Genomic DNA, 15,960 nt, shown 5'->3' on the forward strand with positions numbered 1-15,960 from the left:
GTCATTCTTTCGTTGAGTGTAGGTTATGTCGTCCAGGTATTTGTCTGCGGAGCAGGATGCGAAGCTTCGCCGCTGGGAGCGGTGGAATCGCAATTATTTTGTCTTTGCGTTTGTGGCGTTGATTGTGGTGCTGGTGTTCAGCAGTCAGCTGGGGATTTCTTCCGGCGATGACTGGGGGTCGCTGGGGGTGTTGCTGGCGTTGCTGGTGGCGCCGATTGTTGTGCTTCAGCTTCGGCTTCGGTGTCCGGCTTGTGGCGAGAAGATCGGCTGGCAGGCAAAGCTGATGGCGCCGGATCAGTGTAAGTCTTGTGGTGTGTTTCTTCGCTCTAAGAATTCCTCTTCTTGATTTCTTTTCCTGAAACCTTTGACCTGTGAGTTGGTCACAGGTTTTAGTCTATCCTTCAACCTAGCGAGTTTGCCGTGCTGGCACGGGGGTAGCCCTTCCGAAAACCGCTGCCAGTACATCCATGTACGCTTGTCTCCGCCATCCATGGCTACGAACATTTTCGGAAGGGCTACCCCCGCACCAGCACTCCGCTGACTTGATTCGTGGATTCAAAACCCTGCTTCCTGAACGCTGGACGTTGCTTATGAAAGTCAAAGAAATCGCGACCGCCGCCGGGGTTAACCCGGATACCGTCCGGTTCTACACCCGGGAAGGTCTGCTGCGTCCGGTGCGGAATCCGGATAACAACTATCAGCTTTATGATGCCGAGGATCTGCGGCGGTTGCGGTTTGCCCGGAAGGCGCGGCAGCTGGGTTTTTCGTTGCCGGAGATCCGGCAGATTCTGGAGCAGGCGGATGACCATCATTCACCCTGCCCCATGGTGCGGGATGTGTTTACGCAGCGGCTGGCGGAGGTTGAGCGGGAGATTGCGGAGTTGCAGTTGTTGCGCAAGCGGATGGTGTCGGCGTTGTCGGCCTGGCAGGAGATGCCGGATGGGACGCCGGACGGGCATACGATTTGTCGGTTGATCGAGCATTGGGATGATCCTTCTGCCGGGTCTTGCTGTGGGAGTAGTGAGTGATGGGTGAAGCACCGGTTCTGAGAACAGCACTGTCGATTTCCGGGGCGTCTTGTCAGGGGTGTGCGAAGAAGATTCGCAATGCCCTGGAGCCGTTGGCCGGTAGTACCGAGCTGGTTGAGGTGAATCTCGAGGCACAGACGGTGGCCCTGCCTGAGGGCGTGGATGTGGCCGAGGCGGCGCGGATTGTGACGGAGACGGGGTATCCGGCAGAGGCCATTGCCGAGCCGGGGGCGGAGTCCGGCAGCTGTTGTGCGTCGAAGAAAACCACGTCCTGCTGTAGCAGCAAGGCGCAGGAAGAAACCCACAAGCCGGATGAGCCGGCAGCAGAGGCTGCGAGCGCAACTGAGGTGCCGGCCGATGGCGATGCGGTGGTGTTGGCGGTGACCGGGGCGACCTGTGCGTCTTGTGTGAATTCTATCGAGAACGCCCTGATGTCGGTGCCCGGGGTAACCCATGCCCATATGAACCTGGCGGATAACACCGCCACCGCCAGCGGAGATGCCGACCCGCAGGCGCTGGTTAATGCGGTGGAGAGCGCCGGTTACGGCGCGCGGGTGATTGAAGACCCGGATGCGGCAGACGATCGCAAGCAGGAAGAGGACAAGAAGCAGTACAAGGTGCTGCTGGTGAAGATGGCCATCAGTCTGGGGCTGGGCCTTGGGCTGATGATCTGGGGCATGGGCTTCGGGTCGATGATGGTGACCGAGGCCAATCAGCTTACCTGGATCAACCTGGGTGTTCTCACCCTGGGGGTGATGATTGCCACCGGCGGGCATTTCTATACCGGGGCCTGGAAGGCGTTCAAACACCATAACGCCAATATGGACACGCTGATTGCCCTGGGTACCGGTACCGCCTGGCTGTATTCGATGGTGGTGGCCAGTGTGCCGGAGGCGCTGCCGGAGATGGCGCGGCATGTGTATTTTGAGGCCTCGGCGATGATTATCGGCCTGATCAACCTGGGCCAGGCGCTGGAGCTGCGGGCCAAGGGCAAGACCTCGGAGGCGGTGCGCCGGCTGCTGGATTTGCGGGCAAAGACGGCCCGGGTGATCCGCGATGGCCAGGAGCAGGACATTCCGGTGGAAGACGTGCAGAAAGGCGATCGCATCCGGGTACGCCCGGGCGAGAAGCTGCCGGTGGACGGGGTGATTGCCGAGGGCTCCACCCGTATCGATGAAAGCATGCTGACCGGTGAGCCCATGCCGGTGAGCAAGGGCGAAGGCGATGAGGTCTCCGCCGGTACCCTGAACACCCACGGCTCCATTATCTATGAAGCCACCCGGGTAGGCAGCGAGACCGCGCTGGCGCAGATCATCAAGCTGGTGAAGAAGGCCCAGGGCTCGAAGCCCGCCATTGGCCGGTTGGCGGACAAGATTTCTTCGGTGTTTGTGCCCTCGGTGATGCTGATTGCCGTGGTGTCGGCGCTGGTCTGGTACAACGTCGGGCCGGAGCCGGCGGTGGTGCACATGATGGTGGCTGCCACCACGGTGCTGATCATCGCCTGCCCCTGTGCATTAGGCCTGGCCACGCCCATGTCGGTGATGGTGGGTGTTGGCAAGGCGGCGGAATACGGCGCGTTGATTCGCCAGGGCGATGCCCTGCAGACCGCCGGCAAGATTGACCTGGTGATTCTGGACAAGACCGGCACCATCACCCAAGGCCATCCGGCGGTGACCCGGGTGCATGCGGTCGATGGCGATGAAAGCCGGTTGCTGGCGCTGGCTGCCGGGCTGGAGCAGCATTCCGAGCATCCTTTAGCGGAGGCGATTCTGGCGCGTGCCAAAGAAGATGAGGTCTCCGTGGAAGCCGTCACCGGCTTTGAAGCGTTGAACGGCAAAGGTGTTCAAGGTGAATTTAACGGCGAAACAGTGCGCCTGGGTAACCGGCGCTGGCTGGAAGCCGAAGGGCTGTCTGTAGACGCCCTGAATGAAGCCGCCCAAGCCATTACCCGGGAAGCCGGCACACCGCTGTTCCTCGCATCAGGGCAACAAGTGCTGGGTGTTATCGGCGTGGCCGATGCCATCAAACCGGATTCCGAAGCCGCTATCCGGCGACTACACGACGCCGGCATCAAGGTGATGATGGTCACCGGTGATGTCGACGCCACCGCCAAAGCCATTGCGGCCAAGGCTGGCATCGATGACTACCGGGCCGAGGTGCTGCCCGAGGACAAGGCCGAGGTGGTGAGCGAAATGCGGGGCAAAGGCTACACCGTGGCCATGGTCGGCGATGGCATCAACGATGCCCCGGCACTGGCGGCGGCCGATGTCGGCTTTGCCATCGGCACCGGTACCGATGTGGCCATTGAAAGCGCATCGATCACCCTGATGCGCGGCTCCCTGCACGGGGTACCGGACGCTATCGAGATCTCCCGGGCGACGGTGAAGAACATTCACCAGAACCTGTTCGGCGCCTTCATCTATAACTCCTTGGGTATTCCGGTGGCTGCGGGCCTGCTCTACCCTGTCTGGGGCATCCTGATGAGTCCGATCCTGGCCGGCGCCGCCATGTCACTGTCGTCGGTCACCGTGGTGACCAACGCCAACCGGCTGCGGTTGTTCAAAAGCAGCCATAAACCGGCACAGAATGAGGAGCGGAACTGATGGAAACATTCCTGGTCAACGCTGGAGGGCTTGCCCTTATGGCCGCCATTGTCTGGTGGTTCTGGCTTTCCGGCTCCGGCAAAAGCGCCGCTGATAATAAACACCACCACTGAGGTAACCGCCATGAAAAGATTTACCCTGGCCTTTGGCCTGATGGCCGCTATGGGCTTTTCCACGACCGCACTGGCCGGCGGCGCGGCCCAGAACATCCATGTTTACAAGTCACCCACCTGCGGCTGTTGTGGCGACTGGATTGACCATCTGGAAGAGAACGGCTTCGAGGTGACCGCCACCAACAGCAACGACATGGGCCGGGTCAAAGCCGATGCCGGACTGATTGCCGGGTTGGGCAGCTGTCATACCGCCTTCATCGGCGACTACGTGATTGAAGGCCATGTGCCGGCGGACGACATCAAACGGTTGCTGGCGGAAGCACCCAAGGCCACCGGCCTGAGCGTGCCCGGTATGCCGGCGGGCTCCCCGGGTATGGAAATGGGCGATCGAAAAGACCATTACAAGGTGATCCTGTTTAACGAACAGGGACAAACCCGGGTGTTCGCCGAACACAACTGATCGACAGAGCCGTGGGTGGAGCCTCAGGGCTCCACTAAAATCTGCCTATTTTTTCTACACAGAAGTGGGCGCCGTGTTCTATGATTGAGCCATAACCCGGAAGTCAGTCTGGCAAGGACACATTTTGAGCCTCAAAACCCGAATCCTGAGTCTTGTAGCGGTACTGATCGTCATTTCTGCCTCGGCATCCTGGCTTGCCTATAGGGAGCTGTCAGAAGACATCATCGAGCGCTGGGGGCAACAGGTTGCAGAAATCCAGGTGCGCTATGACAGTGCCCGCCTGCTGCAGTCACTGGAACGGGAAATTGGCCTGGCCCGGCAAATGTCGCAATCCTCCGCCTTGATCCAATGGGCCAAAAACCCCGACGACAGCGGCCTGACCACCGAAGCCGTGCGCCAGATGGAAAGCTTCCGGACTAATTTCCGGGATAACAGCTACTTTGTCGCACTCAGAAGTAACGGCCATTACTACTACAACAACGCGGAAAACGAGTTTGCAGACAACCAGTTCCGCTATGTGCTGGACTCCGAAAAACCGGAGGACGCCTGGTTCTTTCAACTGATCGAAGAAGGCCGGGACTTCCACCTCAACGTCAATCCGGATGAGGAGCTGGGCGTTACCAAGCTGTGGATTGATATGCTAATGCGCGATGAAGACGGCCACATTATCGGCATGGTCGGCAGCGGGCTGAAGCTCGATGACTTTCTTCAGGACATCGTGGACATCAATCAGGAAGGCATCACCACACTGTTCGTGGATTACAACGGCGCCATCCAGCTCTACCGTGACCGCAACTACATCGATTTTGCCAGCATCATCAAACCGGAAGGCCAGAAGAACACCGTCGCCCTGCTGTTTGATGAAACCCCGGACAAGCAAAAGATTCTGGGCATGCTGCAAATGCTGAAAAAACGAAACGGCGAAGAAGGCGCGGTTGAGAGCGGCTTTGTCATGGTAGACGGCAAAAAACACCTGGCCGGGGTTGCCTTCCTGCCGGCTATTGGCTGGTTCGAGATCACCCTGCTGGACCTGAATGCCTTATTGCCCACCAGTTACCTGTGGCCTCTGATCGCCGTTTTCCTGGTCAGCCTGCTGGTAACCTTGATCTTGTTCCATCTGATTATCCAGTCACGGATTCTGAAACCGGTACTGAGTCTGGAACAGGGCGTACAGCGTTTGCGGGATGGCCGTTTCGATCTGCCCTATTTGCCGAAACCGGACAATGAGATTGGCCGGCTGGTCGATCATTTCGAAAAAATGACCACGGCACTGCGTGACACCACCCACGACCTCGAGAACAAAGTGGCGCAACGCACTGAAGAGCTGCACAAGCTGGCGCGAATTGACGCCCTCACCGGCCTGAAGAATCGCCGCGGTCTGGACGAAGTCATTGCCACCTCTATCCAGAAATCCCAACGGGAAAACAAGGGTTTCGGCCTGATCTGGCTCGACATCGATTACTTCAAAGCCATCAACGACTCCCGTGGCCATCAAGCGGGGGACGAGATTCTTCGCAATGTTGCGCAATGGCTGAAGACATCGGTACGGCCCTATGACCATCCGGGCCGCTGGGGCGGCGACGAATTCGTGGTGTTGCTGTCGCCCTGCGATCAAATAACGCTCGAGCAAATCGCCTGCCGCATTCGCGCCAGCGTAGAACAGGAAAGCAAATACACCGGCTCGCCTTTTACGATCAGTGTGGGCGGGTACTTCTGCAAGCCAGGCGACAGCCTGGACACCATTCTGCGCAATGCCGATCAAGCCCTCTACGAAGCCAAGCACAGTGGTCGCAACCGGGTCTGTATCCGCACGGCTGATGGCGAAGCGGTTCATACTGCCTGACAAATCTGACTCCCACAGGCAGAACCGTTATACTCCGCAGCATCATCCATTTTAAGCCCAGGTTACTTCTTCATGCTCAATGCCGACGCTCTCAATCAGTTGCGCCAGCTGAAAACCGATATCAAAGACAACAAGGTGGTCCTGGCGGGTACCGTCAAGTCCACCAACGGGCGCTTCGGCTTTGTAGCCCTCGATGAAGGGCGGGATGTATTCCTGCCACCCGAAGAAATGCAGAAGGTGTTGCCCGGCGACCGGGTAACGGTCACCGAGCAGGAAGTTGAGAAAGGCAAAACCCAGGGCGTGGTGGAGGAACTGCTGGAATCCCACCTGACCACCTTTGTGGGCCGCTATCTGATCAGGGGTAAGGGGCACTTTGTGGCACCGGAAACCCCGGGGATCAACCGCTGGATTTTTATTCCGCCGAAAGAGCGCATGAACGCTCAGCCTGACGATTTCATCTATTGCCAGATTCACCGCCACCCGATCAAGGACGGAAAAGGCCAGGCCAAAATACTGCGTATTATTGGCAAGGCGGGTGAACCCGGTATCGAGCGGGCCTTCACACTGGCGAATTTTGACCTCGCGGACACCTGGCCGGAAGAAGTCCAGAAGCAAGCGGACAGCCTCAGTGAAGACAGCATTGCCGCCTTCAATGAAGGCCGTGAAGACCGGACTGCCCAGCCTTATGTGACTATTGACAGCCCGGGCACCCAGGATATGGACGATGCCCTGATGGCGACCCCGAACGCCACTGGCTGGACCTTGTCCATCGCCATTGCCGACCCGACAGCCATCATCGAACCCGGGAGCCCCGCCGAGGAAGAAGCCTTCAATCGGGCCACCGCCATTTATTTCCCCGGCGAACCTCTGCCCATGCTGCCCGACAGCATCAGTACCCGGCTTTGCTCGCTGATGTCAGACCTCCCCCGTCTGGTGCTGGTCTGTGATCTGCAAGTGAACAACGACGGCAGTCTGGGCGGCTACAGCTTTCACCAGGCCGTGATCCGTTCCAAGGGCAAACTGAGCTACGAACTGGTATCCCATCTGATCGAAGGCCGGCAGGACGACGACATAAAAGCCCTGCCCGACGAGGTCAGCAACAGTCTGGATCAATTGCATCAGGCCGCTACCGCCCTGCGCAAATGGCGCGCTGAGCACGCCCTGCTCAGCAGCGATCGACCGGAATTCCGCCTGCGGCTGGACGAAAACCGGCGAATCCGCGTGATTGAACCCGCCATCCAGAATGAAGCCCACCGTCTGGTGGAAGAGTGCATGGTCGCAGCCAACCGATGTGCCGCCGACTTCCTGAATCAGCGTGGCCAGGGCCTGTTCATTCAGCATCCAGGCCTGCGGGACGATCGCGCGGATAATATTCGCAAGCTGCTGGAAGGTTACGCCCCCCACCTGGCGGAACTGGATGCCAATACAGCGGAAGGTTTCAGGGCATTGATGAAGCACAGCGACCAGCTGACGGCCGAGGTGCCGGTAAAATCCATTCTGTCCCGCCAACTGGCTCGGGCGGAACTGGGCTTCGAGGCGGCGCCCCATCAGGGCATGGGCCTGGCGGCCTACACCACGTTCACATCGCCGTTGCGCAAGTTCTCGGATTTCTATGTACACCGACTGATCAAATCAGCACTCTGGGACACCCCGGTCAAAGCCCTGAACAGCGAGCAACTGGAAGCCCTGCAGGCCACCCAGTTCCGCGCCCGTCAGGCGGCAAACACACTCGAAGCCTGGCTCAAGGCGGACTTTGCCAAGACCCTGCCGGAAGCCGACCCGATGGAAGGCACCATCAGCCGTACCATGCCCTCAGGCTTCTTTGTGCGCCTGGATACCAACGGTCTGGAGGGTTTTGTCAGCTGCCGGGATCTGGACGGTAAATTCGGTTTTGATCCAGTCACCCTGCGCCTGGTTCATAACAAGAACGGCCGCATCTTCCAGCTGGAGCAACGGGTTACCGTGAGCTTTGCCGGGGTGGATGACGAGCGGAGGCAGATCAATTTCAAACTGCTGAAGGCCGAGGAAGTGCCCACCGGCCAGGGCAGCGAGGGCGGTTAATACCGCCCCGGCTTACTTCTCCAGCATTCGGGACAGGCGGGCGTCTTTGGCCTGCCAGAGCTCACCGAGCCAGTCTTTCATATTCCGGCGATGCTCGGCATCGTTGGAGTAATCCCGGCCATTGAGGTGCTCAGGAATCGCCTGGGTGGCGATCTCCATACGAATCTCGGGTACCTTGCCGCACAGAAACTCCCAGAAGGTTGGCGCTCCGTGTGGATAGGCGATGGTGACATCCACCAGGGTCTCGATCGAGTCGCCCATGGCATCCAGCACAAACGCAGCACCACCCGCCTTGGGTGTCAGCAGATGCTGGTACGGAGACTTCTGTTTGTCGTGCTTGGCCTGGGTAAAACGCGTGCCCTCAACAAAGTTCATCACGCTGACCGGGGTATAGCGGAATTTCTCACAGGCTTTACGGGTGGCTTTCAGGTCTTCACCGCGCTTCTCGGGGTGTTTGATCAGGTATTCCCGGGAATACCGTTTCATGAACGGAAAATCCAGCCCCCACCAGGCCAGGCCAATCACCGGCACCCAGATCAGCTGTTGCTTCAGGAAAAACTTGAGAAACGGCGCCCGACGGTTGAACACCCGCTGCATGGCAAAGATGTCGACCCAGCTCTGGTGATTGCTGAGCACCAGATACCAGCTTTCCCGCTTCAGGTTTTCCGCCCCGGTCACCTGCCAGTCGGTGCTTTGTGTCAGCTTCATCCAGCCGGTGTTGCAGGCAACCCAGGATTCCGAAATCCAGATAATCAGTTTGGTACAGAGCACCCGGAAGCCCTTGTGGGGAATCGCCAGTTTCAACAGTGCCGGGATATAGAGCAGCAGGCACCAGAACACTGTATTGATACCCAGAAGAATGGAGTTGAGTACACCGATTACGGGGGCTGGCAGGAAACTGAGCATGGTGATCCTGTTATGGTTGTTGTTGCCAAAAGGGTTGCCATAATAGCAACCAGCGGCGCTATTTGGCAGTGGCCTGAAGTGACCATCGCGCCGGTCATCAATGACGGTTTTGCCATGGTCTGGGCGGGGGCTCCCCTTTATGCTTGATGTCATCTGACTCAGCAGTTGTAACGGAAACCTCTATGCGTAATCCCCTGAAGTTGGCTTTTAATACGGCATCGGGCCTGGCCCGTCAAAGTGCGGTTTATGCCGGTAATGCGTTTGACCGGGTATTCAGGGCCGCCAGTTTGGTTCAGGCCGGGCAAACGCCTTTCGAAACCCTCCATTCGGACGGACTGGTCAGCCTGCGTTATTACCCTCCCCTGCAGGAAGATGCCATCGAGCTGGACGGCATGACCATTCCGGTGGAGCGCACAACTCACAGAACTCCGATCGTGATCATTCCGCCACTCGCCGTGAACATGCTGATCTACGACCTGTTCCCGGAACGCAGTCTGGTGCGTTTTCTCCGGGCGAAGGGATTTGAGGTGTATCTGATCGACTGGGGTATGCCCGGGCGTGAGCACACTCACTACAACATGCACACCTATGTCGCTGAGTTGCTACCCGCGAGCCTGAACCGGGTAAGGGAACACAGTGGCGAACAGGAGCTGTCGCTGCACGGTTGGAGTATGGGCGGCATGTTTACGCTGTTTTACTCAGCCTTGAGCCGGGATCAACACATCCGTAATGCGATTGTGCTGGGCTTGCCGATTGACAGTCATGCCTCCGGGGCGATTGGCTGGATGTATCAGCGATTTTCCGATGTGGCGGGGGCGGTGCGCAGGCACACGGGTTTTCACCTGCATGATATGAAGCCGCACTGGTTTCATACGCCGGGTTGGGCCAATACCATTGGGTTCAAGTTGACGAACCCGGTGGGCAGTGTGATGGGTTACTGGGAGCTGATTGTGCGTTTGGGTGACCGGGAGTTTGTGACCAATCATGCCACGACATCGGCGTTTCTGGATCGGATGGTGGCTTACCCGGGCGGGGTGATTCAGGACACGGTGGTGCGGGTGTGGATTGATAATCAGCTGGCGAAGGGGCAAATCCAGATTGGCGAGGATTTTGCGCGGCTGGAGAATGTGAATGCCAACTTACTGGCGATTGCCGGTCAGGAGGATACCTTGGCGACGCCCGGGGCGGCGAAGCGGGTGATGGATCATGTGAGTTCTGTGGATAAGACGTTCCGGGTGGCGCCGGGGGGTCACATGGGGATTCTGGCGGGGAGCAAGGCGCCTCGGGCGTCTTGGCTTGAGTTGGCGGAGTGGCTGGCGGCCCGGTCTGATTGAGGTCTTGGAGTACGCCAGTATTAAAGTTTCGGGCTTTCGAGTATGTCGGCAGAGGTTGGGGTTGGCTTTCCAAAAAACGCTCCTTCGGCCCATCCATGGGGCGCTTGGGCTCCGCCATCCCTGGCTCCGCACATTTTTGGAAAGCCAACCCCAACCCCTGCCTTCGCTGACTTCAGAGCTGATTTCTCACCAAATTCATCGTATTTTTAGCTTTTTTCCCCAATTCTTTCTGATTTTCAGAGATTTTCGATAACGTCTTTGAGTTCGGACAGACTATTGATCACCGCTGTTGGCTCGATTCCCCAGTCTTCGAACACCTTATTGGCATCTCGCTGTACCCAGATGGCTTTTAACCCTGCAGCTCGTGCACCGATGACGTCCCAGGCGTTGCTGGAGACCAGGCACAGGGGGTTGTCCCAGGCGCCAGTGGCGCGGCGGGCGTAGGTGTAGACGGCGGGGTCGGGCTTGAAGGTTTTCAGGTCGTCGACCGAGACCAGGCCGTTGAACTGTTCCAGCAGTTGGTTATGGCCGAGGACTTTTTCCAGGGCCGGGTAGCTGCCGTTGGAGAAAGCGTAGAGGGGGTAGTGGCCTTTCAATGCCTGAAGGGCGGGTAGTGCGTCTGGAAAGGCGGGTAATGACAGGTAGGCGGTCATCAGTTCGTCTTCCCGTGCCTTGGTGAGGGTCAGCTTGTGGGTGGCCATGGCGTATCTCAGGGCCTGGCGGGTGCAAGTGCCGAAGTCTTCGTAGACTCTCATCAAGCCCTTGCGGAAGGAGAATTCCAGCTGCTTTTCACGCCACAATGCGGCCACTCTGTCGGCTTCGGTGCCCGCTTCCTGTTGCAGCAGTTCGGACATGCCCATCGGGTCTACCAGGGTGCCGTACACGTCAAATGCCAGTGTCGTATTCATTTGAGGCTCCTGCGTTCGGGGTGCGTCGGTGAATTGTTGGCAGTTGCCCAATATTGAAGCACAGAACTTTGGCGGCCGTCAGTTCTGCGGGTGACTTTGCCGGTGCCCTCACCTAAACTTCGACCCATGAAATCCATTGATATATTGAATCTTGACCTGCGGTCACTGGCCACCTTCGTTGCCGTGCTGGATGAGGGCAGCGTTTCGAGGGCTGCGGTTCGGCTGGGCGTCAGCCAGTCTGCAGTCAGCCATACTCTGGACCGTCTGCGCCAGGCCTTTGGCGATCCGCTGTTTGTGAAGTCGGGCCGCGGGATTGTCGCGACGGATTACGCCCTGCGTACCGGCCCCCATATCCGCCAGCTGCTGGACGACATCCGCACCCTGCCCTCGGGGCCGCCGTTTGATCCGGCGACAGCGGAGTTCACCTTTACCATCGCCGCCAACGACTACCAGCGTGATTTGCTTCTCCCTGGCCTGGTCCGCATCCTGCGTGAACAGGCACCGGGGATTCATCTGCAGGTGATTCCCTCCGGCATTCCCAACCCCGATATGCTGCGTAAAGAAGCCTGCGACCTTGTGATTAGCCCCCACGCCCCGGAAGCGACGGACATCATGCAGCGGGGTTTGATGGCGGACCGGATGGTGGTGTTTTACGATCCAGACGAACGGGAAGCACCTGCAGATCTGCCGGATTACATGAACGCTGAACACATCACAGTACTGTTTGCCGCCGGAGAGAAACCGGTTCTGGACAGCACGCTGGAAGCCAGGGGGATAAAACGCAGGAGCGTCGTTACGGTTTCCAATTTCTCCGGCCTGCCGGAGTTTTTGCGCGGCACCACCCTGCTCGCCTCTGCCCCTGAACGCATGAGCCGCCAGCTGATGCGAGACTTCGCATACGTACCTCTGCCTTTTCAGTACAACCCTTTCACCCTTCTGATGCTCTGGCATCGCCGACACCAAACCGACCCCGCCCACCGCTGGGTTCGCAACCAGGTGAACTCGGTGGCAGCCACCATGAACGGCTTGCACGATTAATCAATCGATGTCATTCATGTATGAAATGAAAGGTTAAGCCGTTATTTTTCTAGGCCGGCCGCCCTAGACTCCCCCTCCATATGTTCGCTGGTGAGAGTGGGGGAGTGCCTCCCAAAACTGTGCGGAGCCAGGGATGGCGGAGCCCAAGCGTCACATGGATGTGCCGCAAGGAGCGTGTTTTGGGAGGCACTCCCCCACTCTCACCTAACTCCGGGGTCAGAAATAACCGTGCTCGCACTCACAAGTATCTGGACAACCATACTACTGGCAGCCGCCGTAGCCCTGGGGCCGATGGCCATCGATATGTATCTGCCAGCATTGCCACAGATCGGCAGCGACTTTGGTGCCAGCACCGCGCAAGTTCAGCTCACACTCAGCGTGTATGTCGCCGGCTTCGCCCTCGCTCAGCTCGTTTGCGGCCCATTGGCCGACCGCTTTGGCCGCAAACCCGTCATGATCGGTGGAATGTTGCTGTTCACCCTCGCCAGTATTGGCTGCGCCCTGGCCAGCAACATCGAAATGCTGCAACTGTTCCGCCTGCTGCAAGCTCTGGGCGGCTCCGCCGGCCCGGTTCTGGCGCGCGCCATCGTGCGGGACATCTACACCCCCAGAGACGCCGCCAAAATCCTCGCCATGCTCGCCGGCATGATGGCCCTGGCGCCCGCCATCGCACCGACACTCGGCGGCTTCATGGTCGCCACCCTCGACTGGCACTGGATCTTCATCGTCATGGCCGCCTACGCCCTGATCATGGTTGCCGTTATTGCCTTCGGCATCCCCGAACCCCTGCGCCCGGAAAACCGCCAGCCCTTCCGGCTGTGCAGCCTGCTCCGTAACTACCGGCACATCGGCACCGACATCAGCTTCATCGGCTACACCCTGACCAGCGCCGCCATCTACGGCGGGCTCTTCGCCTTCCTGTCCGGCTCAGCCTTTGTGCTGATTGACGTACTTGGCGTGGCGCCAGAACACTTCGGCCTCTACACCGCCCTGACCGCCGGTGGCTACGTGCTCGGCAACATGGCCTCCATCCGCCTCGCCAGCCACCACCAACCCGGCCAGGTCCTGCTTTACGGCCTGCTGGCCACCTTCACCGCCGGCGCCACCATGGCCCTGCTCGCCTACCAGCAAATCCACAGCCCCTGGGCCGTCATCCTGCCCCAGGTGCTCTTCATGGCCGGCACCGGCATGGTCCTGCCCCAATGCATGGCCGGCGCCCTGGCCAACCACCCCACCATGGCCGGCTCAGCATCCGCCCTGCTCGGATTCATACAAATGGCCGCTGCCGCCACCGCCGGCGCCCTCGTCGGCCACCTCCACGACGGCACCCCCATGGTCATGGCCACCATCATCGCCGTATGCGCCGCCTTGGGCTTGCTCGGCTACCTGCTGATGGTACAGCGCAATCCCGCTCCGGACTTTGAAGCACAGGGCCTAGGCTCTTAGCAAGGGTGTTTTGGCAAGCCCTTCCCCGTCCAAATCCTGCAAAATCCCGAAAACCCACACAAACAGCATGGATGAAAACTCATCCAAACTAGGCTACACAGAGTAAGTACAGAACCTCAAAGACCCAAAAAGGAGCAAACCATGGCGACCAACGTCACACTGGACGGCAACCCCATCGAACTCAGCGGCAAGTTCCCCCAGCCCGGTGAAAACGCCGCGCCATTCACCCTCACCAGCAGCGGCCTCGAAGAAGTCAAACTCGACAAATGGGCCGGCAAACGCAAAATCCTTAACATCATCCCCAGCATCGACACCGGCGTGTGCGCTGCAAGCACTCGTAAATTCAACGAAAAAGCCGGCAGCCTCGACAACACCGTCGTCCTCGTCATCTCCGCCGACCTGCCCTTCGCGGCCTCAAGATTCTGCGGCGCCGAAGGCCTGAACAACGTCGAAACCCTCTCCACCTTCCGCAACTACAGCTTCCAGCAGGACTACGGCGTCGCCATCCAGAACGGCCCCCTCGCCGGCCTGTGCTCCCGAGCCGTGGTAGTACTGGACGAGAACAACAAAGTGCTCCACAGCCAAATGGTCGGTGAAATCAAAGACGAACCGGATTACGAGGCGGCACTGAAGGTGCTCTGATTAACTCAGACCACTCGCTGAATTGCCACTGACGTCGGAGTGATGCTGACAATCCACCGACGTTGGGGCAAACGGGAGCGGATGGCCTTCCAAAACTGTGCGGAGCCAGGGATGGCGGAGCCCAAGCGCCCCAGGGATGGGCCGAAGGAGCGTGTTTTGGAAGGCCATCCGCTCCCGTTTGCATGCACCCATAGCCAGACCTGATAGAATCCCGCCAAACTTCAAACCGAAGGCACCCAGAACCCACCGTGCAAAAAGACATGCAAAACGCCTCCCTGGCCCGCCAGCTCTACCACATGACCTGGCCCATGCTGTTCGGCGTCCTCTCCCTGATGACCTTTCAGCTCACCGACAGCGTCTTCGTCGGCCAACTCGGCCGTGACCCGCTCGCCGCCCTGGGTTTCACCGTACCCATGCAGCAACTGGTCAGCGGCATGTATGTCGGCCTGGGCATCGCGACCACCGCCATCATCTCCCGCACCCTCGGCCAGGGTGACAGCCTCCGCGCGCAGCGCCTGGGCGGCCTCGTCGTCGCCATCGGCGCCGGCCTCGCCCTGACCCTGTGCCTGTCCGTTTGGGTACTGCAAAGCCTGATCCTCGACCTGCTCGGCGCCGAAGATGCCCTGCGCCCGGCCATCCGCGAATACTGGATGCCCTGGCTGATCTCCGCCTGGGTCGGCGCCATGGTCTATTTCAGCTACGCCGTCTGCCGCGCCAACGGCGACACCCGCCTGCCCGGCTATATGATGATTTCAACCAGCCTGCTCAATATTGCCCTGGACCCACTCTTCATCTTCGTCTTCGACTGGGGCCTGCCGGGCGCCGCCTGGGCCACCATCACCGCCTTTATGATCGGCGCCATGGTGGTGTACCCCTTACTGATTCGGCGGGCCTGGCTTCGCTTTGACCTGCTTCAGCTTGAACTGAACAAAGCCATTCGCCAGCTTGGTGGCATCATGGCCCCGGCCATGGTCAGCCAGCTTATGCCACCCCTGTCCGCCATGCTCGCCACCGCTCTGGTGGCCGGTTTCGGGTCCGCCGCGGTTGCTGCCTGGGGCCTGGGTACGCGGCTGGAGTTCTTCTCCATTGTGGTGGTGCTGGCGCTGACCATGTCGATGCCCCCCATGGTCGGGCGTCTGCTGGGTGCCGGCGAGCTTGAGAAAATCCGCAAGCTGGTGCGTATTGCGGTGCGATTTATCGTTATCTGGCAGCTGTTCATCGGACTTGTGTGGCTGGTGGCTTCCGGGCTGGTGTCTACCCTGTTCAGCCGAGATGCGGATGTGCAAGACATCCTGTTGAGCTATCTGTTGCGGGTGCCGCTGAGTTACAGCGGGCTGGGCGTGTGTATTCTGATGGTGTCGATCAACAACGCACTGGGCATGTCGATGCGGGCACTACTGATTTCCACCTTGAGGCTGTTTGCCTGCTATTTGCCGCTGCTGTGGATTGGCGCGCAGATCTCAGGGCTGACCGGTCTGATGACTGGCGCCCTGGTGGGCAATCTGGTCGCTGGCGGGATGGCTTATGGCCTGTACCGCCAGGGGATGAACCGGTTGCGCCAGCAGGCCTGATGGTTGG

At 59.3% G+C, this 15,960-nt stretch carries 13 protein-coding genes; 11 read left to right on the plus strand and 2 right to left on the minus strand.

What is annotated here, in order from left to right:
• Window positions 1–25 precede the first annotated feature (25 nt).
• From QPL95_RS04405 to QPL95_RS04430, 6 genes are all read left to right on the plus strand, one after another.
• Window positions 26–346: a hypothetical protein gene (locus QPL95_RS04405; protein ID WP_303289795.1), complete on the plus strand. Its 321-nt coding sequence runs from the start codon at window positions 26–28 to the stop codon at window positions 344–346.
• A 244-nt stretch (window positions 347–590) separates the two neighbouring features.
• Window positions 591–1,028, plus strand: coding sequence for a MerR family transcriptional regulator (locus QPL95_RS04410; protein ID WP_022990344.1), 438 nt, complete (start codon window positions 591–593; stop codon window positions 1,026–1,028).
• Entirely contained in the window at window positions 1,028–3,631 is a 2,604-nt protein-coding gene (locus QPL95_RS04415; RefSeq protein ID WP_303289796.1) for a heavy metal translocating P-type ATPase, read from the plus strand. Before QPL95_RS04410 ends, QPL95_RS04415 begins: the two co-directional genes overlap by 1 nt.
• Window positions 3,632–3,754: 123 nt before the next feature.
• Window positions 3,755–4,204, plus strand: coding sequence for a DUF411 domain-containing protein (locus QPL95_RS04420; protein ID WP_303289797.1), 450 nt, complete (start codon window positions 3,755–3,757; stop codon window positions 4,202–4,204).
• 124 nt (window positions 4,205–4,328) lie between these two features.
• A complete protein-coding gene (locus tag QPL95_RS04425) occupies window positions 4,329–6,047 on the plus strand; it encodes a diguanylate cyclase (protein WP_303289798.1) in 1,719 nt (572 codons plus the stop codon).
• A gap of 72 nt (window positions 6,048–6,119) precedes the next feature.
• A complete protein-coding gene (locus QPL95_RS04430) occupies window positions 6,120–8,108 on the plus strand; it encodes a ribonuclease R family protein (protein WP_303289799.1) in 1,989 nt (662 codons plus the stop codon).
• Window positions 8,109–8,120: 12 nt separating this feature from the next.
• On the opposite strand, the gene QPL95_RS04435 is transcribed toward QPL95_RS04430, so the two are convergent.
• Window positions 8,121–9,014, minus strand: a complete 894-nt coding sequence (locus QPL95_RS04435) for an acyltransferase (protein ID WP_303290382.1) — start codon at window positions 9,012–9,014, stop codon at window positions 8,121–8,123.
• Window positions 9,015–9,196: 182 nt separating this feature from the next.
• On the opposite strand from QPL95_RS04435, the gene QPL95_RS04440 reads away from it, so the two are divergent.
• A complete protein-coding gene (locus tag QPL95_RS04440; RefSeq protein ID WP_303289800.1) occupies window positions 9,197–10,348 on the plus strand; it encodes an alpha/beta fold hydrolase in 1,152 nt (383 codons plus the stop codon).
• A gap of 236 nt (window positions 10,349–10,584) precedes the next feature.
• On the opposite strand, the gene QPL95_RS04445 is transcribed toward QPL95_RS04440, so the two are convergent.
• Window positions 10,585–11,256, minus strand: a complete 672-nt coding sequence (locus tag QPL95_RS04445; RefSeq protein ID WP_303289801.1) for a haloacid dehalogenase type II — start codon at window positions 11,254–11,256, stop codon at window positions 10,585–10,587.
• Between the two features lie 126 nt (window positions 11,257–11,382).
• Between QPL95_RS04445 and QPL95_RS04450 the strand changes: the two genes are divergently transcribed.
• From QPL95_RS04450 to QPL95_RS04465, 4 genes are all read left to right on the plus strand, one after another.
• Window positions 11,383–12,294: a LysR family transcriptional regulator gene (locus tag QPL95_RS04450; protein WP_303289802.1), complete on the plus strand. Its 912-nt coding sequence runs from the start codon at window positions 11,383–11,385 to the stop codon at window positions 12,292–12,294.
• A 228-nt stretch (window positions 12,295–12,522) separates the two neighbouring features.
• Window positions 12,523–13,740 carry a Bcr/CflA family multidrug efflux MFS transporter gene (locus QPL95_RS04455; RefSeq protein ID WP_303289803.1) on the plus strand — a complete coding sequence of 406 codons (1,218 nt, stop codon included), beginning with the start codon at window positions 12,523–12,525 and terminating at the stop codon, window positions 13,738–13,740.
• Window positions 13,741–13,881: 141 nt separating this feature from the next.
• A complete protein-coding gene (gene tpx / locus QPL95_RS04460) occupies window positions 13,882–14,382 on the plus strand; it encodes a thiol peroxidase (protein ID WP_303289804.1) in 501 nt (166 codons plus the stop codon).
• 248 nt (window positions 14,383–14,630) lie between these two features.
• The gene (locus tag QPL95_RS04465) at window positions 14,631–15,953 is read left to right on the plus strand and encodes an MATE family efflux transporter (RefSeq protein WP_303289805.1); all 1,323 of its coding nucleotides are present in this window, start codon (window positions 14,631–14,633) and stop codon (window positions 15,951–15,953) included.
• Window positions 15,954–15,960: the final 7 nt, after the last annotated feature.

It is taken from the genome of Marinobacter sp. SS5-14b, assembly GCF_030541005.1.
In the GTDB taxonomy this organism is placed as follows: Bacteria; Pseudomonadota; Gammaproteobacteria; order Pseudomonadales; family Oleiphilaceae; genus Marinobacter.

Coding starts and splice junctions, on each gene's coding strand:
- QPL95_RS04405 (WP_303289795.1), top strand. CDS start 26: ATGTCGTCCAGGTATTTGTCTGCGGAGCAGGATGCGAAGCTTCGCCGC.
- QPL95_RS04410 (WP_022990344.1), top strand. CDS start 591: ATGAAAGTCAAAGAAATCGCGACCGCCGCCGGGGTTAACCCGGATACC.
- QPL95_RS04415 (WP_303289796.1), top strand. CDS start 1,028: ATGGGTGAAGCACCGGTTCTGAGAACAGCACTGTCGATTTCCGGGGCG.
- QPL95_RS04420 (WP_303289797.1), top strand. CDS start 3,755: ATGAAAAGATTTACCCTGGCCTTTGGCCTGATGGCCGCTATGGGCTTT.
- QPL95_RS04430 (WP_303289799.1), top strand. CDS start 6,120: ATGCTCAATGCCGACGCTCTCAATCAGTTGCGCCAGCTGAAAACCGAT.
- QPL95_RS04435 (WP_303290382.1), bottom strand. CDS start 9,014: ATGCTCAGTTTCCTGCCAGCCCCCGTAATCGGTGTACTCAACTCCATT.
- QPL95_RS04440 (WP_303289800.1), top strand. CDS start 9,197: ATGCGTAATCCCCTGAAGTTGGCTTTTAATACGGCATCGGGCCTGGCC.
- QPL95_RS04445 (WP_303289801.1), bottom strand. CDS start 11,256: ATGAATACGACACTGGCATTTGACGTGTACGGCACCCTGGTAGACCCG.
- QPL95_RS04450 (WP_303289802.1), top strand. CDS start 11,383: ATGAAATCCATTGATATATTGAATCTTGACCTGCGGTCACTGGCCACC.
- tpx (WP_303289804.1), top strand. CDS start 13,882: ATGGCGACCAACGTCACACTGGACGGCAACCCCATCGAACTCAGCGGC.